General features: G+C 63.5%; 23 protein-coding genes and 1 tRNA gene. 17 read left to right on the forward strand and 7 right to left on the reverse strand.

Translation table 11 applies throughout. From position 1 onward, the window contains the following. The 3 genes from FHR95_RS15040 to ispB form a co-directional block, all read right to left on the reverse strand. Positions 1–1,584, reverse strand: coding sequence for a BCCT family transporter (locus tag FHR95_RS15040; RefSeq protein ID WP_183315017.1), 1,584 nt, complete (start codon positions 1,582–1,584; stop codon positions 1–3). A 223-nt stretch (positions 1,585–1,807) separates the two neighbouring features. Next, positions 1,808–1,884 (reverse strand) — tRNA-Pro (locus FHR95_RS15045). A 90-nt stretch (positions 1,885–1,974) separates the two neighbouring features. Then, entirely contained in the window at positions 1,975–2,982 is a 1,008-nt protein-coding gene (ispB, locus tag FHR95_RS15050) for an octaprenyl diphosphate synthase (RefSeq protein ID WP_040183065.1), read from the reverse strand. 292 nt (positions 2,983–3,274) lie between these two features. Here ispB and rplU point away from each other — a divergent pair, with 292 nt between their 5' ends. From rplU to FHR95_RS15130, 16 genes are all read left to right on the forward strand, one after another. Then, positions 3,275–3,586: a 50S ribosomal protein L21 gene (rplU, locus tag FHR95_RS15055; protein WP_040183063.1), complete on the forward strand. Its 312-nt coding sequence runs from the start codon at positions 3,275–3,277 to the stop codon at positions 3,584–3,586. A 34-nt stretch (positions 3,587–3,620) separates the two neighbouring features. Further along, positions 3,621–3,878: a 50S ribosomal protein L27 gene (rpmA, locus tag FHR95_RS15060; RefSeq protein WP_040183062.1), complete on the forward strand. Its 258-nt coding sequence runs from the start codon at positions 3,621–3,623 to the stop codon at positions 3,876–3,878. An 85-nt stretch (positions 3,879–3,963) separates the two neighbouring features. Continuing rightward, positions 3,964–5,154 (forward strand): Obg family GTPase CgtA, encoded by a 1,191-nt coding sequence (cgtA, locus tag FHR95_RS15065; RefSeq protein ID WP_183315018.1) that lies wholly within the window; start codon positions 3,964–3,966, stop codon positions 5,152–5,154. Positions 5,155–5,207: 53 nt separating this feature from the next. Next, entirely contained in the window at positions 5,208–6,347 is a 1,140-nt protein-coding gene (gene proB / locus FHR95_RS15070; RefSeq protein WP_183315019.1) for a glutamate 5-kinase, read from the forward strand. Between the two features lie 205 nt (positions 6,348–6,552). Beyond that, positions 6,553–6,819, forward strand: coding sequence for a 30S ribosomal protein S20 (gene rpsT / locus FHR95_RS17180; protein WP_040183046.1), 267 nt, complete (start codon positions 6,553–6,555; stop codon positions 6,817–6,819). Between the two features lie 220 nt (positions 6,820–7,039). After that, on the forward strand, positions 7,040–8,563 hold the full coding sequence (gene murJ, locus FHR95_RS15080) for a murein biosynthesis integral membrane protein MurJ (protein WP_183315037.1): 1,524 nt from the start codon (positions 7,040–7,042) through the stop codon (positions 8,561–8,563). 308 nt (positions 8,564–8,871) lie between these two features. Beyond that, complete coding sequence (ribF, locus tag FHR95_RS15085) at positions 8,872–9,918, forward strand: bifunctional riboflavin kinase/FAD synthetase (protein ID WP_183315020.1); 1,047 nt, start codon at positions 8,872–8,874, stop codon at positions 9,916–9,918. A gap of 10 nt (positions 9,919–9,928) precedes the next feature. Then, positions 9,929–12,763 carry an isoleucine--tRNA ligase gene (gene ileS / locus FHR95_RS15090; RefSeq protein WP_183315021.1) on the forward strand — a complete coding sequence of 945 codons (2,835 nt, stop codon included), beginning with the start codon at positions 9,929–9,931 and terminating at the stop codon, positions 12,761–12,763. A gap of 22 nt (positions 12,764–12,785) precedes the next feature. After that, positions 12,786–13,334, forward strand: coding sequence for a signal peptidase II (gene lspA, locus FHR95_RS15095; RefSeq protein ID WP_246378620.1), 549 nt, complete (start codon positions 12,786–12,788; stop codon positions 13,332–13,334). A gap of 124 nt (positions 13,335–13,458) precedes the next feature. Beyond that, a complete protein-coding gene (fkpB, locus tag FHR95_RS15100) occupies positions 13,459–13,920 on the forward strand; it encodes an FKBP-type peptidyl-prolyl cis-trans isomerase (protein ID WP_183315023.1) in 462 nt (153 codons plus the stop codon). Positions 13,921–14,119: 199 nt separating this feature from the next. Then, the gene (ispH, locus tag FHR95_RS15105; RefSeq protein ID WP_082042465.1) at positions 14,120–15,088 is read left to right on the forward strand and encodes a 4-hydroxy-3-methylbut-2-enyl diphosphate reductase; all 969 of its coding nucleotides are present in this window, start codon (positions 14,120–14,122) and stop codon (positions 15,086–15,088) included. A 506-nt stretch (positions 15,089–15,594) separates the two neighbouring features. Next, positions 15,595–16,080: a type IV pilin protein gene (locus tag FHR95_RS17315; protein ID WP_343065235.1), complete on the forward strand. Its 486-nt coding sequence runs from the start codon at positions 15,595–15,597 to the stop codon at positions 16,078–16,080. Next, a complete protein-coding gene (locus tag FHR95_RS15115; protein ID WP_246378630.1) occupies positions 16,080–16,550 on the forward strand; it encodes a GspH/FimT family pseudopilin in 471 nt (156 codons plus the stop codon). Before FHR95_RS17315 ends, FHR95_RS15115 begins: the two co-directional genes overlap by 1 nt. 1 nt (position 16,551) lies before the next feature. Further along, positions 16,552–17,028: a type IV pilus modification protein PilV gene (gene pilV / locus FHR95_RS15120; protein WP_183315025.1), complete on the forward strand. Its 477-nt coding sequence runs from the start codon at positions 16,552–16,554 to the stop codon at positions 17,026–17,028. 24 nt (positions 17,029–17,052) lie between these two features. Continuing rightward, positions 17,053–17,622 (forward strand): PilW family protein, encoded by a 570-nt coding sequence (locus tag FHR95_RS15125; RefSeq protein WP_183315026.1) that lies wholly within the window; start codon positions 17,053–17,055, stop codon positions 17,620–17,622. A gap of 110 nt (positions 17,623–17,732) precedes the next feature. After that, positions 17,733–19,061, forward strand: coding sequence for a pilus assembly PilX family protein (locus tag FHR95_RS15130; protein WP_183315027.1), 1,329 nt, complete (start codon positions 17,733–17,735; stop codon positions 19,059–19,061). Between the two features lie 70 nt (positions 19,062–19,131). Here the strand turns inward: FHR95_RS15130 and FHR95_RS15135 are convergent, their stop codons facing one another. Together FHR95_RS15135 and FHR95_RS15140 are read right to left on the reverse strand one after the other, a co-directional pair. Further along, entirely contained in the window at positions 19,132–19,674 is a 543-nt protein-coding gene (locus FHR95_RS15135; protein WP_183315039.1) for a GspH/FimT family pseudopilin, read from the reverse strand. Between the two features lie 186 nt (positions 19,675–19,860). After that, a complete protein-coding gene (locus tag FHR95_RS15140) occupies positions 19,861–20,163 on the reverse strand; it encodes a PP0621 family protein (protein ID WP_183315028.1) in 303 nt (100 codons plus the stop codon). A gap of 101 nt (positions 20,164–20,264) precedes the next feature. Here FHR95_RS15140 and FHR95_RS15145 point away from each other — a divergent pair, with 101 nt between their 5' ends. Beyond that, a complete protein-coding gene (locus tag FHR95_RS15145) occupies positions 20,265–21,896 on the forward strand; it encodes an NAD+ synthase (protein WP_183315029.1) in 1,632 nt (543 codons plus the stop codon). Between the two features lie 104 nt (positions 21,897–22,000). Here FHR95_RS15145 and FHR95_RS15150 read toward each other — a convergent pair whose 3' ends face one another. Further along, complete coding sequence (locus tag FHR95_RS15150; protein WP_183315030.1) at positions 22,001–23,839, reverse strand: sensor domain-containing diguanylate cyclase; 1,839 nt, start codon at positions 23,837–23,839, stop codon at positions 22,001–22,003. Between the two features lie 69 nt (positions 23,840–23,908). Beyond that, positions 23,909–24,724, reverse strand: a complete 816-nt coding sequence (locus FHR95_RS15155; protein WP_183315031.1) for an outer membrane protein assembly factor BamD — start codon at positions 24,722–24,724, stop codon at positions 23,909–23,911. Positions 24,725–24,773 lie beyond the last annotated feature (49 nt).

The following is a 24,773-nucleotide window of genomic DNA, read 5'->3' on the forward strand; positions in this document are numbered from 1 at the left end:
TTACTCCCGTGGCGGTGAGGGGTAAACATAGCGGTCGCGCCGCCCGGGGCTGTGCGCGTGCTCCTGGCTCAAGCCCCTGATCAACCCCCAACTCATCAGGACCAAGGCCAACGAGAAGGGTAGCCCCATGGCCACGGCGGCGGTCTGAAGGGGGTTGAGTGCCGCTGTGGCGTCGCCGGCGACGGCCCAGCCAGCGGCCAGCAGCACCGCGGCGATCACGCCCTCCAGCACCGCCCAGAACAGGCGCTGTGCCTTCCTGGGATGCGGGTCACCGCCATTGGTCAGCATGTCCACCACCAGCGAGCCAGAGTCCGATGAGGTGGCAAAGAACAGCGAGACCACCAGGATCGCCAGCAGGGATGCCAAGGTGCCCAGCACGGGCCAGACGGGCAGCTGGCTGAGCAGGATGAACATGGCGTTGTTGGTGCCGGCATCCATCAGGGGGTTGTCCGGGTCACTCAGGATTCGCTCCAGGGCGCTACCCCCGAAAATGGCGAACCAGACGATGGAAGCGCCGACCGGTGCCATCAGGGTGCCGCCGATGAAGGAGCGGATGGTGCGTCCTCGTGAGACGCGTGCGATGAAGATGCCGACAAAGGGCGACCAGGAGATCCACCAGCCCCAGTAGAAGAGCGTCCAGTTACCCAGCCATTCCGACCCTGCCGGTGAGAAGGAGTACATCTGGAAGCTGTTCTCGGGTAGGTGCTGGAGATAGTTGCCCGTGCTGTTGACCATCAACTCGAGGATGAAGATCGTCGGCCCGACCACGAACACGAAGACGGCCAGCAGGCTCGCCAGGTACATGTTGAGCACCGATAGCCGGCGGATGCCGGCATCGAGACCCAGCATGACTGAGGTGACCGCGACCGCGGTGATCAAGCCGATGATGATGACCTGAGAGGTCGCCCCGATCTCCATCCCGAAGACGTCGTTGAGGCCGGCATTGATTTGCGTGGCTCCGAGCCCCAGTGAGGTCGCGAGCCCGAAGAGGGTGCCGAAGACGGCCAGGATATCGATGAGGTGTCCCACAGGGCCGTAGATATGCTTGCCGATCAAGGGGTAAAGCGCCGCGGCTGGACGCATGGGCAGGCCCTTGCGGAAGCAGAAGTAACCCAGTGACAGGCCGACGACGATGTAGATGGCCCAGGGATGCAGGCCCCAATGGAAGACGGTGATTTCCATGGACTTCAGGGCAGCCTGACTGGTGCCGCCCTCGCCAACGGGGGGATTGTTGAGGTGGAAGACAGGCTCGGCGACGCCGAAGAACACCAGGCCGATGCCCATGCCGGCGGTGAACAGCATCGAAAACCATGACAGGGTCGACCATTCGGGGCGACTGTCATCGGGTCCGAGGCGGATTCGCCCCCAGCGACTGCACATCAGAATCAGCACCAGGACCAGAAAGCCGCTGGCGCACAGCATGTACCACCAGCCGAAGACCTGGGTGATCCAGTTGTTGATGTCGGAGGCGATGGTGCCGAGATGAGAGGGCGCCATGACCCCCCAGCTGACGAAGGCCAGCGCCAGGATCGCTGAGAACAGAAAAACGGGCAGGTTGGTATGTTTGCGTAGGTAGTCGCGCATCGCGCTACCTCCTAAGCCGTTGGTTGTCTTAATTAGTGTAGGGCACGCAGGCGCGATAACGCTCGTCACGTCGAGGTCTCTGCTGTACTCAAGAGGGATGGGGAGTAAACGCTGGCGCACGATCGGCATCCTGCCGCATGCCGCCTATACGCCACCTGAATGCAATTCAATGAAAAACGGCCACCGCTCCGATGAGCTAAGTGGCCGTTTTTACTGATGTTCTTGGTCGGAGTAGCAGGATTCGAACCTACGACCTCTGCCTCCCGAAGGCAGCGCTCTACCAAGCTGAGCTATACTCCGAATCTTTCTCGTGTCGGGCCTGTGGTGACCGACGGAGCGCATTATACCCAAGCCTTGCCGGCATGCAAGCCCTGAGCGGTGTGGCGCCGCTCAGTTCTGCCGGTCGACGGCCAGGCGGGCGAGTTGCGCCATGCTGTCGCGGAAGGGACTTTCGGGCAGGGCGTCGAGTTGCGCCAGGGCCCTGTCGGCCATCTCCTCGGCACGGGCCCGGGTGTAGTCCAGGGCGCCGGTGTCGCGCACGATGGCCAATACCTCGTCCAGGTGATCGAGGCCGCCCTGGCGAATGGCCCGGCGTACCAGGTCGCGCTGTGCGGGGGTGCCGGCGGCAATGGCCTGGATCAGCGGCAGGGTTGGCTTGCCCTCGGCCAGGTCGTCGCCGACATTCTTGCCCATCGCCTCGGCGTCGCCCTGGTAGTCGAGCAGGTCATCGACCAGCTGGAAGGCCAGGCCCAGGTAGCGGCCGTAATACTGCAGCGCGGCCTCCTGCTCGGGGCTGGCATCGGCGAGAATGGCGCCGCTATGCGAGGCCGCCTCGAAGAGCATGGCGGTCTTGCCCTGGATGGTCTCGAAGTAGGCCGTTTCATCGGTGTCGGGATTGCCCACATTGGTCAGCTGCTGTACCTCGCCCTCGGCGATGGTGCAGGTGGCCCGCGAGAGCACGTCCATGATCCGCATGGAGCCCACTTCCACCATCATCTGAAAGGAGCGTGAGTAGAGAAAGTCGCCCACCAGCACCGAGGGGGCGTTGCCCCATGAATCGTTGGCCGTGGCCTTGCCGCGCCGCATGTGGGACTCGTCGACCACGTCGTCATGTAGCAGCGTGGAGGTATGCATGAACTCGATCAGGGTGGCCAGCGTGATGTGCCGGTCGCCCGCATAACCCAGCGAGCGCGCTGCCAACAGCACCAGCAGCGGGCGCATCCGCTTGCCACCACTCTCGATGATGTACTGACCGATGGTCTCCACCAGCGGGATGCGCGAGGCAAGCTGGTCCATGATCGTGCGGTTCACGGCGAGAAAGTCATCGGCGACCGCGGCATGCAGGGGCGCTGCGGAGGCTGGGCGAGGTGACTGAGGCGGTGAGGCGTTCGCTGGCATGGAGGCGGTTTCGACGAGTAGATGGGGCCGGGGCGAGAGACGCCTCTTCAGGCATCTGATTGTCGGCCATGCTATGGGGCCCCCATGGGGGCGTCAAGCCAGCGCTGACGGGCCCTTGGCCCGGGTGGCGGCTTGGCCCCCGGCGCTGGCATCTCGGGTTGTGCGGTCGTTCGCTCGCGGTTATAATCCGCGACCCACTCATCATGCTCCCTGTCAGATGGCTGCCGGAAGGGGCGCCACTCGCAGCAGGTCGATGAAGAGCCAACACCCGATGAGTCCTGGAGAGAAAAGCATGTACGCAGTGATTAAGAGCGGTGGCAAGCAGTACCGCGTTCAGGAAGGCCAGACTCTCAAGCTCGAGAAGCTGGAAGTGCCGACCGGCGACACCATCGAGTTCGACGAAGTCCTGCTGGTGGGCAACGATGAGGACGTCACGGTTGGCGCCCCGCTGGTCGACGGTGCCAAGGTGGCCGCCGAGGTCGTCTCCCACGGCCGTGGCGACAAGGTCACCATCATCAAGTTCCGTCGTCGCAAGCACCACATGAAGCGTCAGGGCCACCGCCAGTGGTTTACTGAAGTCAAGATCACCGGGATCTCCGCGTAAGCGGCTGCTCCCCTGAACGAGCGAGGTATTTGCAATGGCTCACAAGAAGGCAGCGGGTTCTACCCGTAACGGTCGCGACAGCGAATCCAAACGCCTTGGCGTCAAGCTGTTCGGCGGCCAGGTCGTCAACCCGGGCAACATCATCGTTCGCCAGCGTGGCACCAAGTTCCACGCCGGCACCGGTGTCGGTATCGGCAAGGACCACACGCTGTTCGCCCTGGACGAGGGCGTGGTCAAGTTCGAGACCAAGGGTCCGAAGAACCGCAAGTTCGTCAGTGTCGTCTCTGCCTGAGACCCCTGATGCTTGCAGCGAGAAGGCCCCGCCCAGGCGGGGCCTTCTTGTATCATGGCGACATGGGTCGTCAGGAGAGTGAAAGATGCAGTTCGTCGACGAAGCCTCGATCATCGTGGAAGCCGGCAAGGGCGGCAATGGCTGCCTCAGCTTCCGCCGTGAGAAGTACGTGCCCAAGGGCGGCCCCGACGGCGGCGATGGGGGGCATGGCGGCACCGTCTACCTGATTGGGGACGATGCCCTCAATACCCTCATCGACTTCAAGTACCAGCGCTTCTACAAGGCGCAGAACGGTCAGCCCGGCATGGGGCGGCAGATGAGCGGGCGCGCCGGCGAAGACCTGCACGTCAAGGTGCCGGTGGGTACCACGGTGATCGATGAGGACACCCTGGAGGTGATCGCCGACGTCACCGAGATCGGCCAGGTGGTGCCGGTGGCCCAGGGCGGTCGCCGGGGGCTGGGCAACATCCACTTCAAGTCGTCCACCAATCGGGCGCCGCGACGCACCACGCCGGGCACCGAGGGTGAGCGACGCAATCTGCGCTTCGAAATGAAGGTGATGGCCGATGTGGGCCTGCTGGGGATGCCCAATGCCGGCAAGTCGACGCTGATTCGCGCCGTCTCCGCGGCCAAGCCCAAGGTCGCCAACTATCCCTTCACCACCCTGGTGCCCAACCTCGGCGTGGTGAAGCTCGGTCAGCACGAGCACTTCGTGATGGCCGACGTGCCCGGCCTGATCGAGGGCGCCTCCGACGGCGCCGGCCTGGGGCTGCGCTTCCTCAAGCACCTGACGCGCACCCGGCTGCTGTTCCATGTGGTCGACGTGGCGCCCTTCGACGAATCCGACCCGGTGGAGGCCGCCGAGGCGATCATCCACGAGTTGGGCGAGTTCTCTCCGGCGCTGGCCGAACTGCCGCGCTGGCTGGTGCTCAACAAGCTCGACCTGCTGCCCGCCGAAGAGCGCGAGGCGGTTGCCGACGAGATCATCCGCCGGCTCGGCTGGGAAGGCCCGGTATTTCGCATTTCGGCGATCTCCAGCGACGGCACCGATGCCCTGGTGCAGGCCGCCTACCGGTGGATCACCGAGCAGCGTCGCCTCGAGAACGAGGACGAAGAGGCCGCCGAGCGGGCGCGTGAAATGCGCGCGCGGATGGAAGACGAGGCGGTGGCTCGCACTGAGGCCCGGCTGGGTCGCAAGCGCAAGCGTGATGACGAGGTCGATGACGACGACTTCGATGACGATGACTACGACGTCGAGGTCGAGTACGCCCCCTGAAGGGGAGTTGTCCCGTAAGCTGGGTGCCGCTTGACGGGTGAACCGAGGAAAGGATGGAAAGCAACGAGCAGATAGTCGGCCGAGGGGCGCTGAAAAACGCCCGCCGAGTCGTGGTGAAGATCGGCAGTGCGCTGCTGACCAATGACGGTCGCGGCCTCGACGAGGCGGCCATCGGCGGCTGGGTGGACCAGATCGCCGCGCTGCACCGCCGGGGCATCGAGGTGGTACTGGTCTCCTCCGGGGCGGTGGCCGCCGGCATGGTGCGCCTGGGCTGGCAGGTCCGGCCCTCGGCGGTCCACGAGCTCCAGGCCGCGGCAGCGGTGGGTCAGAACGGCCTCACCGAGTGCTACGAGGGCCACTTCGCCCGCCACGGCCTGCTCACCGCCCAGGTGTTGCTCACTCACGATGACCTCTCCAACCGCAAGCGCTACCTCAATGCGCGCTCGGCGCTGCGCACGCTGGTGTCGCTGCGCGTGGTGCCGGTGGTTAACGAGAACGACACCGTGGTCACCGACGAGATCCGCTTCGGCGACAACGACACCCTGGGGGCCCTGGTGGCCAACCTGCTGGAGGCCGACGCTCTGGTGATCCTCACCGACCAGGAGGGGCTGTTCGATGCCGACCCGCGCGGCAATCCCGAGGCGCGACTGATCGCCGAGGGGCGCGCCGACGACCCGCGCCTGGCGGCGGTCGCCGGCGGTGGCGGGGCGCTTGGGCGTGGCGGCATGGCCACCAAGGTGCGCGCGGCCCAGCTGGCGGCGCGTTCCGGCGCGGTCACGGTGATCGCCAGCGGCCGTCAGCCGTCGGTGCTCGGCCGGCTGGTCGAAGGCGAACGGCTGGGCACCCTGCTGATGCCAGAGCAGGCACCCATGGCGGCCCGCAAGCGCTGGCTGGCAGGGCAGCTGCAGGTGCGCGGCAGCCTGACGCTGGATGCTGGCGCGGTGAAGGTGCTCAAGAGCAGTGGCTCGAGCCTGCTGGCGGTGGGGGTGACCGGCGTGAGCGGCCAGTTCCGCCGCGGCGACATGGTGCTCTGCGTCGACGAGCAGGGGCATCGCGTGGCCAAGGGGTTGGTCAACTACGGTGCCGACGAGGCGCACCTACTGGTCGGCAAGCCCAGCCACCAGATCGAGGCCATCCTCGGTTACATGGAGTCGCCCGAGCTGATCCATCGCGACAACCTGGTGGTGCTCTAGCACTCTCGCAGGAACTATGGCAAGCCCGGGGCTGGCGTGATAGGATACGCCATCCTCTCAGACACGGCCCCTAAGCGACTGCGCTCGATGGCGCAGCCGGAACATGGCCAGGCCGACGGGGATTTTTTCATTTCCCTGTTGGATCAAACAGTTATCAAGCGTCGCCGATAGATGGCGACCGCAACTTTCTCCAAGGAGACAGTCAGTGGCGAACAGCAAGCAAGCCCGCAAGCGTGCCCGTCAGGCAGAAGGCCGTCGTGTCCTGAAGGCGAGCCAGCGCAGCATGGTCCGCACCTACATCAAGCGCGTCGTCAAGGCCATCCACGGCGGTGACCACGCCACGGCCATGGACGCCTTCAAGCAGGCGCAGCCGGTCATCGACCGCATCGCCGACAAGGACGTGCTCTCCAAGAAGAAGGCCGCGCGCCTGAAGAGCCGCCTCAACAAGCGCATCAAGGCACTCGCGGCGTAACCGCCGAGCGCCCGCAAAAAAAACCGGCTGCGGCCGGTTTTTTTGTGTCCGCGATTCTTGCCGAGCACCCGCAGAGGCGCCGAACGAGGAACAGACGGTGACGGATCACGACCAGCCCCCCGAGCCCCGGGACGACGAACGCCGGACGCCTGAGGGCGATCCGCGCCCCCCGGTCGTCGACGACCACGACCGTGCGGTGGCGCCCAAGGCGGGTGGCCTGATGCGCTCGGGCCTGGTGGTCAGCGTGATGACGATGCTCTCGCGCGTGATGGGGCTGGCGCGCGACGTGGTGATCGCCACCCTGTTCGGCGCCGGCAACGGCGCGGACGCCTTCTTCGTCGCCTTCAAGATTCCCAACTTCCTGCGTCGCCTGTTCGCCGAGGGGGCCTTCAACCAGGCCTTTGTGCCGGTGCTCTCGGAGTACGCTACCCGCGGCAGCAAGCGTGAAGTAAAGGAACTGCTCGATGCGGTGGCCGGCAGCCTCGCGGCGGTGCTGGCGCTGATCACCGCGCTGGCGATGCTGGCCTCGCCCTGGCTGGTGTGGGCCTTTGCGCCCGGCTTCGGTCGCGACCCGGCGAAGCTGGCGCTGACTGCCGACATGCTGCGGCTTACCTTCCCCTACCTGCTGCTGATCTCGCTCACGGCGTTCGCCGGCAGCACGCTCAATACCTGGAACCGCTTCGCCGTGCCGGCCTTCACCCCGGTACTGCTCAATCTCTCGCTGATCGGCGCGGCGGTGCTGCTCACGCCGCTGTTCGAGGAGCCGGCCATGGCGCTGGCCTGGGGGGTGCTGATCGCCGGCGGCGCCCAGCTGGCCTTTCAGGTGCCCTTCCTGGCGCGGCTGGGGCTGCTGCCGCGGCCCTGGCCCAATTTTGCCCACAGCGGCGTGCGACGCATCCTGCGGCTGATGCTGCCGGGGCTGTTCGGCGTCTCGGTCTCTCAGATCAACCTGCTGCTCGACACCGTGCTGGCCTCACTATTGGCGGCGGGCAGCGTCTCCTGGCTCTACTACTCGGACCGGCTGGTGGAGCTGCCACTGGGGGTGTTCGGCATCGCCATCGGCACGGTGATCCTGCCGGCGCTCTCGCGGCGCCATGCCGAGCAGTCCGGCGAGCATTTTGCCGCCATGCTCGACTGGGCGATTCGCACCGTGCTGCTGCTCGGCCTGCCCGCCGCGCTGGCCCTGGCGGTGCTCGCCGAGCCGCTGCTGATCGCGCTGTTCCACTACGGCGCCATGACCGATCGCGATATCGCCATGGCGGCGATGAGCCTGCGGGCTTATGCCTTCGGGCTGGTGGCCTTCATGCTGATCAAGGTGCTGGCGCCGGGCTTCTTCGCCCGCCAGGATACCGCCACCCCGGTGAAGGTCGGCATCATCGCCATGGTCGCCAACATGGTCTTCAACCTGATCCTGATCTGGCCGCTGGCGCATGCCGGCCTGGCGCTGGCCACGGCGCTCTCGGCCTTTCTCAACGCCGGCCTGCTGGGCTGGCTGCTGAAAAAGCAGGGCGTGCTGGTCTTCCAGCCCGGCTGGGGCCGCTACGCCATTCAACTGCTCGGCGGCTGCGCGGTGATGGGCCTGGGGCTGGCCTGGCTGGCGCCCGAGTGGCAGGCCTGGCTCGCGTGGAGCGTCTGGACCCGCGCCGGCTGGCTGGCAGTGCTGGTCGTGGCTGGGGCGGCGGTCTACTTCGCCTGGCTGGCGGCCTTCGGGGTGCGCCTGCGCCATTTCCGGATGAAGGGCTGAAGGATGCCAACCAAACGCCGCTCCGCGGCGGATCGCGACGCAAGCGTTGCTCCCACAATTCATGTCATGGCCGGTGGCTAGGGGGCATATGGGAGCGGTGCTTGCACCGCGAAAGGCGGAGAGCTCTGTCAGTGGCCATGAGCAGCCAGTCGCCGTGCGAGTCGAAGCGTCGAGCCGTCAGCTCCCACAAGAAGCAGCTGATCACCGGGCTCTACAAGAGACGGCGGGGAAAGACCAAGCCACGCCGGCTGTCAAGGGGCCCCCGGTCCGTTATAATCGTGGCCTTTATTTCCAGCGTGATGACGCCCATGCGAGTGATTCGAGGACTGCACAACCTGCGTGACGAGGACCGCGGCTGCGTGGCGACCATCGGCAACTTCGATGGCGTGCACCGCGGGCACCGCGCGATCCTCGATCAGTGTCGCGAGCAGGCCGCCCGACTCGGCCTGCCGGTCACGGTGGTGGTCTTCGAACCTCAGCCGCGGGAGTTCTTCGCCGGCGCGCAGGCGCCGCCGCGGCTGACCCGGTTGCGCGACAAGGTGGCGTTGCTCGGCGAGTGCGGGGTCGACCGCGTCCTCTGCCTGCCCTTCAACGATGCCCTGCGCAGCCTGACCGCCCTCGAGTTCATCGAGCAGGTGCTGGTGGTGGGCCTGGGCGTGCGCCACCTGGTGGTGGGCGACGATTTCCGCTTCGGCTGCGACCGTCGCGGCGACTTCCATCTGCTCACCGAGGTGGGCGAGACGCGCGGCTTCGGCGTCGAGCACACCCGCACCTTCACCGTCGACGACGAGCGGGTCTCCAGCAGCCGGATACGCACGCTGCTGGCCAGCGGCAACTTCGCTGCCGCGGCACGCCTGCTGGGTCGCCCCTACCGGCTGGGTGGCCGAGTGGTACCCGACCGGCAACTCGGCCGCACCATCGGCGTGCCCACCGCCAATCTGCCGCAGCCGGCCCTGTCGCTGGCCCTGCAGGGCGTTTATGCGGTGCTGACCGAGCTCCCCGGTGGGCGTCGTCTGCCCGGCGTGGCCAACATCGGCTGGCGTCCCACCGTGGGCAGCGAGCGCCCCGTGCTCGAGGTGCACCTCTTCGATTTCGACGGCGACCTCTACGGAGAGCGCCTGGCGGTGTTCCCCTGCGCCAAGCTGCGCGGCGAGGTGAAGTTCGACGACTTCGCGGCCCTGAAACACCAGATTGGTCTCGACCTCAAGCGAGCCCGCGCCTACTTAACGAACCACGCCGCCGACCGACAGGCCGGCGACGGTGATGATCTTCCTCTGGCATCGGCGCCGCTGGCGCGCGAGGCCGTGACTTCCGAATCCTCGGCGGGTACGCCCGCCGACCACGACGACGGCTGACCCCCAGGATATGAGCGACTACAAGCACACTCTGAACCTGCCAGAAACCGACTTCCCCATGCGCGGCATGTTGCCGAAAAAGGAGCCCGCGCGGGTGTCGCAGTGGAAGGCGATGGACCTCTACCATCGCCTTCGCGAGGAGCGCCGGGGCAGGGAGCTGTTCGTCCTTCACGACGGCCCTCCCTACGCCAACGGCAGCATCCACATCGGTCATGCCGTCAACAAGATCCTCAAGGACATCATCGTCAAGTCGAAGAACCTGGCCGGCTTCGATGCTCCCTACGTGCCCGGCTGGGACTGCCATGGCCTGCCCATCGAACACAAGGTGGAGACCACCCACGGCAAGCATCTCGAGCCGGCGAGCGCCCGCGAGCTGTGCCGCGAGTATGCCGCCGAGCAGATCCAGGGCCAGCTCAGCGACTTCGTGCGCCTGGGCGTCATCGGTGACTGGGACAATCCCTATCGCTCCATGGACTTCGCCAACGAAGCTGGCGAGATCCGCGCCCTAGCCGACATGGTCGAGGCCGGCTATGTCTTCAAGGGGCTTAAGCCCGTCAACTGGTGTTTCGACTGCGGCTCGGCGCTGGCCGAGGCCGAGGTGGAGTACCAGGACAAGAAGTCCGATGCCATCGACGTGGCCTTCCCGGTGGAGGACGCCGACAAGCTGGCCGCCGCCTTCGGCCTCGACCGGCTGCCCAAGGCCGCCGCCGTGGTCATCTGGACCACCACGCCCTGGACCATTCCCGCCAACCAGGCGCTCAATGTGCATCCCGAGTTCACCTATGCCCTGGTGGATACCGGCGAGCGGTTGCTGGTGCTGGCCGAGGAACTGGTGGGGTCGTGCCTGGAGCGCTTCGAGCTGCAAGGTGAGATCATCGCCACCGCCACCGGCCAGCGACTGGATGGCGTTCGTTTCCGCCACCCCTTCTACGATCGCCTGTCGCCGGTCTACCTGGCCGACTACGTCGAGGTCGACGTCGGCAGCACCGGCATCGTTCACTCGGCCCCGGCCTACGGCGTCGACGACTTCGTCACCTGCCGCGCCCACGGCATGACCTTCGACGAGATCGAGAGCCCGGTGCAGGGCAACGGCGTCTACGTCGATGACCTGCCGTTCTTCGGCGGCCAGATGATCTGGAAGGCCAATCTGCAGATCGTCGCCAAGCTCGACGAAGTAAGTGCGCTGATGGCCCACCAGACCATCACTCACAGCTACATGCACTGCTGGCGCCACAAGAGCCCGGTGATCTACCGCGCCACCGCCCAGTGGTTCGTGGGCATGGACGTGCAGGGCAAGGATGGCCGGACCCTGCGCGAGCGCGCCCTGGAGGGCATCGAGGCGACCACCTTCACCCCGGCCTGGGGCAAGGCGCGCCTGCACAGCATGATCGCCAACCGTCCGGACTGGTGCATCTCCCGCCAGCGCAACTGGGGCGTGCCGATCCCCTTCTTCCTGCACAAGGCCACCGGCGAGTTGCATCCGCGCACCGTGGCACTGATGGAAGAGGCTGCCCAGCGGGTGGAGGCCGAGGGCATCGACGCCTGGTTTCGCCTCGACCCCGCCGAGCTGCTGGGCGAGGAAGCCGCCGATTATGACAAGGTCACCGACACCCTGGATGTCTGGTTCGACTCCGGGACCACCCATCGCCACGTGCTGCGCGGCTCACATCCCCACGGCCACGAGCAGGGGCCGATCGCCGATCTCTACCTGGAAGGCTCCGACCAGCACCGCGGCTGGTTCCACTCCTCGCTGCTGACCGGCTGCGCCATCGACGGCCACCCGCCGTATCGCGGCTTGCTGACCCACGGCTTCACCGTGGATGCCCAGGGCCGCAAGATGTCCAAGTCGGTCGGCAACGTGGTGGCGCCCCAGGAGGTGATGGACAAGCTCGGCGCCGACATCCTGCGTCTGTGGGCGGCCTCCACCGACTACTCCGGCGAGATGGCGGTCTCCGACGAGATCCTCAAACGCACCGCCGACGTCTATCGGCGCATCCGCAATACCGCGCGCTTCCTGCTGGCCAACCTCAATGGCTTCGAGCCGGCGCGCGATGCGCTGCCCTTCGACGAGATGCTGGCCCTCGACCAGTGGGTGGTGGATCGCGCCGCCCAGCTGCAGGCGCGCATCGAGACCGCCTATGCGGAGTACCGCTTCCTCGACGTCTACCAGCAGGTGCACGGTTTCTGCGCCCGCGAGCTCGGCGGCTTCTACCTGGACGTGATCAAGGATCGCCAATACACCACCCAGGCCGACTCGGTGGCCCGTCGCAGCGCCCAGACCGCCCTCTATCAGGTGGTCGAAGCGCTGGTGCGCTGGGTGGCGCCGATCCTCTCGTTCACCGCCGAGGAGATCTTCGAGAACATCCCGGGCGAGCGCGGCGAGAGCGTGCTGCTCGCCGAGTACTACACCGGCCTAGGGACGCTCGCCGATGACGCGGCCATGGGCCGCGACTTCTGGGAGCAGGTGCTCGAGGTCAAGCAGGCGGTCAACAAGCGCCTGGAAGACGCCCGCAACGCCAAGGCGATCAAGGGCAGCCTGGCCGCCGAGGTCACCCTCTACGTGGACGATGCCCTGCAGGCCACGCTCGCCAAGCTGGGCGACGAGTTGCGCTTCGTGATGCTGACCAGCGAGGTGCGCCTGGCGCCGCTCGACGAGGCCAAAGACGCCGAGGCCACCGAGCTCGAGGGGCTCAAGGTGGCCGTAGCCGAAAGCCCCAACACCAAGTGCGAGCGCTGCTGGCACCACCGCGAGGACGTGGGGACGCATCCCGAGCACCCCGACCTCTGCGGGCGCTGCATCAGCAACCTGCCGGATGGCCCCGGCGAGACCCGTCAGTTTGCCTGATGGGCCTTAGGAGGCAATGGCGATGACCGAGGGAAGCGAGGCGAGCATGAGCGACAAGAGCGGCCGGCCCGAGGTCGCCCCCATGCACCGCCCCCTGCGCTGGCTGTGGCTGGCGCTGGCGGTGGTGGTGCTGGACCTCGCCACCAAGTATTTGGCCAGCGGGCTGCTCGACTACGCCCGGCCGGTGGAAGTGCTGCCGTTCTTCGATCTCACGCTGCTGCACAATACTGGCGCGGCCTTCAGCTTCCTGGCGGGTCATCCCGGCTGGCAGCGCTGGTTCTTCGCTACCATTGCGGTGGGGGCGAGCATCGGCCTGACGATCTGGATGCACCGCCTCAAGCGCGACGAGACGCTGCTGGCGGTGTCGCTGGCGCTGATCATCGGCGGGGCGCTGGGCAACCTCTACGACCGGCTGGTGCACGGCTATGTGGTCGATTTCCTCTCCTTCCACGTGGCCGGCTGGTACTACCCGGCCTTCAACGTGGCGGATATCGGCATCACTCTGGGGGCCATTGGCCTGATCTGGGAGTCGCTGTTCGGCGAGAAGCGTCGCGCACGCCGAAGTGGTTGAAGAACCTGTAAATCGCTCCTGTGGGAACCCAATTCATTGCCGGTTCAATGCCTCGACGAATGGCGCCTTCAGGCGGCCGATACGGCCATCGAACCTTACCACCCTTACCGAGTCCGAGATTGTCATGACCGACCAGAACAGTCCCCAACACCGCATCGACGAGGGCATGGAAGTGACCCTGCACTTCACCCTCAGCCTGGAAGACGGCACCGTGGTGGATTCCACCCGCGACAAGGCGCCGGCCACCTTCCAGGTGGGCGACGGCAACCTGCCGCCGGGCTTCGAGCATCCCCTCAAGGGCCTGGCCAGCGGCGAGACGGGCCGCTTCGAGATCTCTCCCGAGCACGCCTTCGGCCAGCACAACCCGCAGAACATCCAACTGCTCAAGCGCGATGACTTCGAGGGTGAGGAGCCGGAAGTTGGCATGGTGATGTCCTTCGCCGATGCCGCCGGTGGCGAGCTGCCCGGGGTGATCAAGAGCATCGAGGGGGAGCAGGTGGAAGTGGACTTCAACCACCCGCTGGCGGGGCGTACCCTGACCTTCGAGGTGGACGTGCTGGACGTGAAGCCCGCCACCACCCACTGACCTGCGTGCGTGGGAGCGCTCGGTCCGGCGCCTCGGCTTGCAGCGGCCCCTTTGGGGTCAGACCCCGGCGGAAGGTATCATCGCTGGAGTAGTGCACCATACCGGGCCAGGTGGCTTGGCCGGGGTCTGACCCCAAGGGGCCGGTCCACCACGGCGCCCTAATTTGTTATCGATGCAAGAGCATCAAGGCAAGGCAATCATGCAAGCTAACTCCATGCAGATCAGGCTCGCCAACCCGCGCGGCTTCTGCGCCGGCGTCGACCGCGCCATCGATATCGTCAATGGCGCGCTGGATGCGTTCGGCCCGCCGATCTACGTGCGCCACGAGGTGGTGCACAACCGTTACGTGGTCGACAGCCTGCGTGAGCGCGGGGCGGTGTTCGTCGAGGAGCTCGAGGAAGTGCCCGACGACGTCATCGTGATCTTCTCGGCCCACGGCGTCTCGCGTGCCGTGCAGGCCGAAGCCGAGCGTCGCGGCCTCAAGGTGTTCGACGCCACCTGCCCGCTGGTGACTAAGGTGCACCTGGAGGTACTGCGCTACGCTCGCCGTGGCCAGGAGTGCATCCTGATCGGCCACGAGGGTCACCCCGAGGTGGAGGGCACCATGGGGCGCTACGACACGTCCCATGGCGGCCAGATCTACCTTGTCGAGGATGAGCAGGATGTGGCTCGGCTCGAGGTGAAGGACCCGAGCCAGCTGGCCTTTGTCACCCAGACGACGCTCTCGATGGATGACACCGCCCGGGTGATCGACGCCCTGCGTAGCAAGTTTCCCGAGATCCAGGGTCCGCGCAAGGACGATATCTGCTACGCCACCCAGAACCGCCAGGACGCGGTGCGCGAACTGGCCGACGGCGCCGACCTGGTGCTGGTGGTGGGCAGCCGCAACAGCTCCAACTCCAACCGCCTGCGTGAGCTCTCCGAGCGGGTCGGCACGCCGGCCTACCTGGTCGACAGCGCTGAACAGCTTGACCCGGCGTGGCTGGAAGGGGTCAACGTCATCGGCATCACCGCCGGCGCCAGCGCTCCTGAGGTGCTGGTCAAGGGCGTGATCGAGCGGCTGCAGGCGCTTGGCGCCACGGCCCCTGAAGAGCTCGCCGGCCGCGAAGAGACCATCACCTTCTCGATGCCCCGCGAACTGCGCGAGCGCGTCATCGCCAGCGAGTAGCGTCTCCTCCGACGCGCAGAAACCTAAAACGCCGCCGGCAGGGACCTGTCGGCGGCGTGTTGCTAAAGAGGCCGTAGGCCCGGTAAGCGCCAGCGCACCGGGCGCAAGAGGGCAGCGGACCGTGGGCGCGCCTTGTCCAGTCCACTGGCGAGCAGCACCAATCATCGAGAAATGATGGTGCGGTGCGGGGAGCCATGATGGGAGCACTGCTTGCAGCGCGATCCATCGCGCAGCGAGGGCAGATTGCGTGCTCCCTGCAGGAGCGCGCGTCCCAGCTTGCCTAGCGCTCTCGCGCGCAGCGATGGTGCCGCCGCCAGGCGGCAGTTCGTGCTCCCCTTGGAATGTCCACGGACTCAGGCCCCTTCACGCCAACAGCGCCCGTCAAGGCCGGCCCCTGAGCAGCCCTCATTCGCGGAGCATGGCATTTTTGAGCCCCCACCCTATCGGAACGCCACATCTTGATACATACTGAAACAAATACCTTGACTCGCAGGGAGACGCACCGCGTGGCCCACATAAGCCCCCGTTCCAGGCCCCAGGCCCCTTCAGGCAGCACCCGGCGCTCCGCCGGTTTCACGCTCATCGAACTGATGATTGCGGTAGCCGTGATCGGGATTCTGGCGTCGATTGCCATACCAAGTTATCAGGGTTACGTGGAGCGAGCTCGGGTCTCGGATGGTCAATCCGGATTGATGCAGGCTGCTCAGGAAATGGAGCGCTGTTATACGGTGAATAGTGCATATTTAGCATCATGCCTCGTTACAACAAAGTCTCCAGATGAAGCGTATTCACAAATTCAGCTAGTCAATTCCGATGGGAGTGCATGGACTGTTTCGGAAAAATCGTCTTTTGTGTTGAGGGCGAGTTCCCCAACAAAACCTGTAACCGATGGGTGTGATTTTCTGTGGGTGAAAAGCGATGGTGTAAAAGGGTCTGGAGATGGCACAGATACTGATGGCAACCTATCTGGAGACCCAGGTGAGTGCTGGTGATGAAAAAAAATAGCCATGGTTTTACCCTAATAGAACTTCTGGTCACCATAGCAGTAATTGTCATTATGGCAACGATTGCTGTGCCAAGCTTTCAGAGTTTTATCGCTAGTAACCGCCAGGCTGCCGAGTTCAATAAAGTGCTGTCAGGATTTCATTATGCGAGAAGTGAAGCTGTTAAGAGGCGAGAAAGCATTCTGGTTGATGTGGAAAGCTCTTCGGGTAAGTGGGTGGTGACAGTTGCGCAAGATGTCAATGAAGATAAGACTCTTGATGTCGGCGATGTTGTGATCCGGAATATTGAGTCAAAGGATGGGAAAGTTGCTGTTGATAGTATTACGGTGGTTTTTAGCCCGTTGGGCCGGTTGGCGGAATGTAAAAATACGGATAGCCTCGTCTCCCCCTGTCAGTTTTTGGTTGGTGGCTCAAAGTTGAAAGTTAATGCGGCAGGCAACATAGACAAGGCAGATTGAAATGCTCAGACGACAGTCCTTCAAGACGCGTGGGTTTACATTGATAGAAGCCTTGGTTGCCTTGTTGGTGCTTTCTATTGGTTTGCTTGGGCTCGCCATGATGCAGGTGAAAGCCATGAAAAGCGCCCATGTGGCTTACCAAAGGTCAATTGCAACTATTGCAGCTCAAGACATGGTGGAAAGGCTCTGGGTAGAGCTTGGGCGCGGTGCTCCGGCTTCTATTGTCTGTCCAGAGGCCACAGCTACAGTTCCACCTACCTCAGAGACTATCCTTTTTCAGTGGCATAAAGAATGGGAAAAATCCATTCCTAGCCTGGTGATGGATAGTGATGGCTCATCCGGGACACAGACCGTAGTGAAAGATGGTTCGGTAGCATGCAAGTACACCATAACCGTTCAGTGGGAAGATGAGAGGTTTGGCGATGAGGATGTGTCCGAACTGGTCTATGTCGCAAGCTTGATTGGAGTTGACGCTTGATCGTTCTGATGAGGGGTGTGTGTAATGTGTAAAAAATTAAGCCAGCAAGGCTTTTCCCTCGTCGAGTTGATGATAGCGCTAGTTATAGGGCTTCTGGTTACTCTAGGTGCCTTTCAACTATTTCTAGCAGGGAAAAAATCATTTGATCATGAACTAGCACTTGCTGAACGCCAATCTTCTCTCAGGTTTCTGGTTGATACCATTTCCTATGATATCAGGAGTGCATCCTACACTGAGTTTGTTGACGGTGCTGGGACAATATTGAGTACTAATGAGCAGTTGGTTCTGTCTTTTGATAAAGATAATTCTATTTGCTCCTCCGATGTGGAGTATAAAGTTAAGTATTTTGCCTCCGATGGGTCGATCAAGATGAATCAGGCATGTGGAGCCACCGCATTTCCTGATGATGGAATTGCTGAACCGATAGTCCTTGGAGTAGGTTCAATACGCTTTTTTTATCTTCCCTCAAGTTTGGGGATAAGGGTTGAAGTAGAAATGGTCGATGACAGGAATCGACTTCCCCCCGAAACTTTCAGCTTTCAGGTTGCCAATCGTTCTTCCGTAGGTAAAGCCTTAGAGCTATGGGGTGAGTAAGCAGGCGCTGGTGAGTCCGGGAAACGACCGGAAGTGAAACGGGGGGAGAGACCAGCAGTGAAAGTAGTGGAAGTGACAAGGTATAGTTTAGATAAATGGAAGGGCGATATATGAAAAGGCAGAATGGATTAGCTCTTGTTATGAGCCTTGCAGTTTTAGTCGTGGCTGCACTTCTCGGGATTTCTAGCTATCAGTCATCACAGATGGAAGAGCGGATGGCAGGGAATCACCGCTTCTCAGTTAGTGCGCTTCAGGCAGCCGAGGCTGGTGTTAACAATATGTTGAGTTCGGTTCTGGCATATTCTTATTCACCAGGGTCACCTTTCTGCGACGACATCTCTGCTTCTTTATCCGGCACTGATTTCTCTACTTCTGAGGGCGGAGGCTACTCTTACTCCCAGGCCGTCACGGGCGGTGATCTGAATTTGCGATACAAGGCATTGATGACTTGTGATAGCTCCAATGGGCATGTGCTCGGCTTCAGTCGAGGTGTTGTTTTTGACTCTGATGGAGTGGAAGTTTCAGCGAGGCGGTTACGAGTTGAAATTGTTCCTCCCGGATTTGATTATATACACAGCATGCTTTCCAATCAAAACATTAACATCACAGGGAATTCTCAGATCATTGGGAATATTCATTCTAATGCAGATGTTGATATTAGCATCAAAGCTACTGGGAAAAAAGAGGATAGGCTGGTATCAGAAGGTTCTGTGACTGCAAACGGTACTGTTACTGCTAGCGGCGTTAGCTACGCCGATTCAGGGGAGTGTGAAAATGTGGTTTGTGCTGCATCTAAAGCACCGAAACAGGAAGTGCCTTCGGCGCTAGACGCAATCAATACGTTCAAAAGCGATTACCTGCTGGCTAGCGACTATGAAGCTAGTGGTTCCTTATGGCAGGTGGTAGCGGATAGCGAGTCTGATGTAACAATCCTGCCTCATGATAATAATGGTGATTGCACAACATCGGGTGCTGAACTTGTGCCGCCTGACAATGAATTCGGGAGTCCTGATAGCGACCACGTTTTTTTCTGCCCCGGAGTTTTGACGGCGAATAATGATTTTAGCGGGGTTACCGTTATGGCCGTTAGCGATATTATCCATAATGGCCAGCTTTCTATTCTAGATGAAAGCGGCGATGATGCGTTTTTGATTTCCGGTGGAAATATCGTATTGAATGGTTCAACTGATCCCAAAGGGCCAGAAGACTATCGGCCTACCTATGCTTCATTCTGGTCGGAAGGCAGTTTTACGCAAAATGGTGGCTCGCATATCTATGGGGCTGTTGTTGCTGGGCTAGAAATTGACATCAAAGGCGGTATTATTTTTGAAGCAAGAGAAACAGGGCGGATTCCAGTTGCTGTTTCTGGGCGCCTTGAGGGATGGATGGAGCTTGAGAGCCCCAGTGACGAGGATAATCTTACAGCGGGCGAGGCTTAATAAGGTGCTTGAGTCGCAATGGGATGCATGTGTGCCAACCAAATTTTTCACTTGGCTGGCGTTCCTCTTCTCAGCAATCAGTGCTTTCGGCCTCAGTCCTGACCCTTCCCATGTTACTGAGGATGACAGCAGCAGTTTCGTTATAGACATGGCATATGCTGAAGGTGCCGTTGTAACCGCTGGATCGGCCTAGCGGTGAGAAGCGCACGGGGCGATCATCCCGATTGAAGCTGACGGTCCTTGTTGGGTCGTCAAGAACCCTCAATAAGCTGTCTCCGGTCAGGTCACCTCCTGATGCTTCACCCTCCACAATCACCCACGGATTCGACCAGTCATCAAAAGTGCAGCTGTCGTGATCGGGCCCGGGGCTTGAGCAGACGGAAATCGTCGTTCGCCGCGTCACCGCCGTATTCCTCGCCAGTGCCAGCGCCGTCCTGATCCGCATCACCTCGGCGGCGACCTCATTACGGGCTGTGAACTGCTGGAAGTTGGGCAAGCCGACCGTGGCCATGATGGCGATCACTGCAATGGTGACGAGCAGCTCGATCAGCGTCAGGCCATGCTGGCGGGAGGGAGAGGTGCGACGAGAAGCAAAGCGGGCAGCAGGGTGCATGATGCCCTCCCGGCGGTGGCCTGTTAGGTGGGTCTTTTCTTCAGGCTAGCCGGGCGTGGATCCTGCGCTGTAGGCGATTGCCGACAAGGGCTGTAGGTTATCGACGTGTAACAGCGACGAAATTTCCCTCGGTCGAGGGGGAGGGGGAAGAAAGGGCCGGGATTCACTCCGGCCCTTTGTCGTTCGTCAGTCGTCCTTTTCCTGCTTTTTCTCTTCCTGCTGCGCGTCCTTCTTCTCGTCTTTCCTTTCTGCCAGGTACTTGTCGCGGTGGTCGCTGGAGCAGAACCAGTCGCCGCGCTCGCGCAGGGCGTCGTCCTCGGGCAGGTGAACCTGGCACCAGCTGCAGCGCACCATGCGGTTGCCCTCGGCGTCGCCCGCCTGCTGCGGGCCCTCGCGGTCCAGTTTCCACTCGCGGTACATGCGGTAGAGCTTCAGGCCGGCGAAGAACAGCACGGCGAAGATGATCAGGCGAATCAGCAACAGGTTCATTCCTTTGGGGACTCCCAGATGAGGGTGGCCGGCTTTGCCACTCGGTCGCCCTTGCGGGACAATGGCGAATATCCATCGATTCTCGAGAGATTTCCAAGCCCATGCAAGACCTGACCCTGGTGATGGCTCAGCTCGACCCCTTAGTCGGCGACATTCCCGGCAACGCCGACCTCGCCATTGAGACCGTGCGTGAGGCACGCATCGAGCATGGCGCCGATGTCGTGGTGCTGCCCGAGCTCTTCCTGACCGGCTATCCGCCGGAGGACCTGCTGCTGCGCCCCTCCATGGAAACCCGCCTGCGCCACGCCCGGGCTCACATGGCCGAGAAGATGGCCCGCGACGTCATGGTCATTGTCGGCTATCCGGGGCGCCGCGAAGGCGAGAACTGGAACCTGGCGGGGGTGCTCCATAACGGCGAGTGGCTCGACGAGTACGCCAAGCAGGCGCTGCCCAACTATGAAGTGTTCGATGAGCAGCGCTACTTTGCCAAAGGCAGCCAGCCGCTGGTGGTGGAGCACAAGGGCGTAAAGCTCGGCATCCTGATCTGCGAGGATATCTGGAGCGAGACGCCGGTCCGCCAGGCCCGCGATGCCGGGGCCCAGGTGCTGGTCACCCTGAATGCCTCGCCCTTTCACCAGGACAAGCCCGCCGAGCGCCTCGCGCTGCTCGAGGCGCGGGCCCGCGAGGTTGCGCTGCCGATCGTCTACGTCAACCAGATCGGCGGCCAGGACGAACTGGTCTTCGACGGCGGCTCGGCCTGCGTCGATGCCAAGGGCGAGTTGATGGTGCAGGCGCCCCACTGGGCGGTGGGGTTGATGCCGGTGCAGTTCGTGCGCGACGCCCACCACTGGGTGCCCCAGCCGGGTGAGACCGAGCAAGACGTCGAGCCCGAGGATAACCTCTACTGCGCACTGGTCACCGGCCTTCGCGACTACGTCAACAAGAGCGGTTTCCAGGGCGTGGTGCTGGGACTCTCCGGCGGGATCGATTCGGCGCTGTCGCTGGCCATCGCCGTGGATGCCCTCGGCCCGCAGCGGGTCCATGCGGTGATGATGCCCTACCACTACACGGCGGATATCTCCAAGCAGGACGCCGCCGAGCAGGCTGAATTGCTGGGTGTCAGCTACGAGGTACTGCCCATCGAGCCGATGGTCGAGGCCTTTATGACCACCCTGGCCGAGAGCTTCGCCGGGACCGAGCGCGACACCACCGAGGAGAACCTGCAGTCGCGCTGCCGCGGTGTGCTGCTGATGGCAATCTCCAACAAGAAGGGCCTGATGGTGCTCTCCACCGGTAACAAGAGCGAGATGGCGGTGGGCTATGCGACCCTCTACGGCGACATGGTAGGCGGCTATAACGCCATCAAGGATGTCTACAAGACCTGGGTCTATCGCCTGGCACACTGGCGCAACAGCCAGTCGCCGGCGATCCCCGAGCGGGTCATCGAGCGCCCGCCCTCCGCCGAGCTCGCCCCGGATCAGCAGGACAGCGACAGCCTGCCAGGCTATGACGTGCTCGACGCCATCCTGGTGCGCTACATCGAGGGCGACATGAGCGCCGAGGCGATCATCGAGGCGGGCTTCGACCACGAGGACGTCTACAAGGTGGTCAAGCTGGTGGACCGCTGCGAGTACAAGCGGCGTCAGGCGCCGGTGGGCGTGCGCGTGACCCGCCGCGGCTTCGGCCGCGATCGCCGCTACCCCATCGTCAACGGCTGGCAGCCGGGGGAATAAGCGGGAAGCTTGACGCTGTAAGCCTGAAGAAAACCGGTGCTGCCACAAGCAGTGCCGGTTTTTCGCTGGATCATCGCACCAGGATTGACCCTCAGGGCTATTTCTCAGGTTTTCGGCAAGGCCGGCGGTGAGTACAAGCACCAGGTGTTGCGTCCGGCAGCCTTGGCGCGGTACATCGCTGCATCCGCCGCCTGGAGCAAGGTTTCGCTGGTGTTGCCGTCGTTCGGGTAGAGGGCGATGCCGACCGAGACGCCGATGGTCACCGGGGTGCCGTTGATGGTGAAGGGGGTTGTCAGCGCCTCGACGACATTGGCGGCCACCCTGGTGGCGTTATCGGCGGCGTGAAGGGAGTCCACCACGATCACGAACTCGTCACCGCCCAGGCGGGCCAGCATGTCCTCGGCGCGCAGGTTCGCCAGCAGGCGTGCGCTGACGGCCTGCAGGAGCGTGTCGCCTGCCTGGTGGCCGAGCGTATCATTGACCGCCTTGAAGTGGTCCAGGTCCATGAAGAATACCGCCAACAGTCTGTTGGTGAGGCTCGACTGGCGAATGGCCCTGTCCAGGTGATGCTCGAGCTGGGCGCGGTTGGGCAAGCCGGTGAGTTCATCGTGAAGTGCCTGGTGGCGCACCATCTCTTCGGCGGCTCTCTGCTCGGTGACATCGTTGAAGATATGGATATAGCGCAGCGTTTCGCCGTTGCCGTTGCGCACGGCACTGACGGTCTGCAGCGCCACCAGGGTATCCCCGTTGGCGCAGCGGTAGCGGACCTCACCCTGCCAGGACCCGTTCTGCTCAAGCTGCTGCAGGCCATGTTTCAGCCGCGCCAAGCTGTCGGTGTTCCAGGCCAGCAGGGCCTTCATCGGCCGCCCGATCAGCGCCTGAGCGGAGTAGCCCAGATGGCTGGCAAAGGCTGGGTTGGCATCGATGATGGTATGGCTCGGGCTGGTGATGGCAATCGCCTCGTGAGCGCTGCGAAAGACGCTGGCGGCCAGGCGAAGCTTCTGTTGTGAGCTCTCCAGTTCATGGGCCTGCCGGTCTACCCGGGCCAGCAGGGGCTGGAGGGCGCGGCTGACGATCCAGGAGCCTGTCAGGGCCAGCAGCAGAATGGCCAGCGCCGGCCACAGCAGCAGTTGCAGGGCTTCGTTGCGAAAGCGTTGCGAGGGTATCGTGACCAGCAGTTGCCAGTCCTGCTCTCCCAGCGGGGCGTTGAGGGTGACGTGAAGCGTCTCCTCGCGGCGTTGCGGGGAGTCGACGCGTTCGACGACTCGCCCCTGCGGCCCCAGGGTGAGTTCCTGCTGGCCGCTGGCGGTGCGCAGCCGCATCCTGGCATCTTCACCGAAGCGCTGGGTATCGGCCAGCAGGGCCAGCAGTGGCTCGGCCTGGAAGAAGACGATATCCCGGCCGAGGCGCTCTCCTTCCGGCGACACAATCGATGAGCAGCTCTGCACCAGCACATCGCCCTGCGCGAGCAGGTAGAGCCGACACGGGTAGCCATCTTGCGGGGTGTGTGAGGGCGTCACGTCGTCCGGGACCTTGCCGATTCGCGAGATCAGCTCGCCGTCGGGGCCCTGTCGGATCAGGCCGGCCATGTCCGGTGCCTGGGCCATGGCATCGGCCAGGCGCGGCGTGGTGAACGCCGATAGCGCGTCCCGCGAGACCTCTCCGCGGGCATAGGCGGCGAGGCGGCGGCGGATCTCCGTGCGGCCGGTGAGCTGTCGGGTGATATCCTGATAGCGCTTGAGCTGATGGTGGAGGGCCTCCGCCTGGGCGTTGGCGCCGAGCTGGCTGATGTGCTCGATGCTGCTGCGCGCGGCATGATAGAAGGGCAGCGCGGTGACCAGCCCGGCCAGCAGGGCGGTGGTCAGGATGCCCAGCGCGGCCAGGGAGCGGATGCGCAGGTGCAGGCGACGGATGTAGCGTGTCGAGGAAGAGGCTGTCGTCATGGCGTTCGGGCCGCCCCGCGCCCTGCTTGACGGGCGCGGCGGCGGCGTTGGCGGCGTTGGCGCGGGGCCTCAGACCGAGAGCGACTCGGCCTCGACGTGCTGCGGGCGGAAGGTGCGGCCGCGCAGGCGCTCGTGGTTCGGGGCGTTGTCGATCAACACCTGAAGGGTCTCGCGGGCGCGGTCGCGCATCCCGAGGCCCAGGTAGCCTTCCACCATCATCGCCAGGGCATCATGGGTGGCCGCGGACTGGGGGTAGTGCTCGATCACCCAGCGGCCGCGCTCCACGGCCGCCACATAGGCGCCCTTGCGCAGGTAGAAGTCGGCGGCATGCAGCTCGTGGCGCGCCAGCACGTTGCGCAGGTAGACGATGCGCTGCTGGGCGTCCGGGGCGTACTGGCTGTTCGGGAAGCGCTGGATCAGCTCGCGGAAGTCGGAGTAGGCATCGCGGGTGGCCCCTAGGTCGCGCTTGGAGATGTCGATCAGCCGCAGCCGTTCCAGGCTGAAGCGTCCGGCCTGCCAGGCGGCCAGGCCGCGCATGTAGTAGGCGTAGTCGACCTGGGGGTGATCCGGGTGCAGGCGGATGAAGCGGCTGGCGGCGGCCCGGGCGTTTTCCCAGTCGTCGGTCTGGTAGTAGGCGTAGATCAGCTCGAGCTGTGCCTGCTCGGCATGCTCGCCAAAGGGAAAGCGCGTATCGATGGCCTCGAGTCGGTTGACCGCGGTTGTGTAGCGGCCATCCTCCAGGGCCTCACGCCCTTCCTGGTAGAGCTGGCGCTCGGCAACGCCGTCGAGCTCGTCTTCCTGGGAATCGGTGCTGGCGCAGCCGGCCAGCAGGACGCCGGCCAGCAGCAGGGACGCCAGGCGGGCGGGGGAGCTGATAACGCGCATCGTGATCCTCGTGTCTAACAACCCGGATGGCCGTGGTAGAATCGGCCGA

This window comes from Halomonas fontilapidosi (assembly GCF_014192285.1).
GTDB classification, from domain to species: Bacteria; Pseudomonadota; Gammaproteobacteria; order Pseudomonadales; family Halomonadaceae; genus Halomonas; species Halomonas fontilapidosi.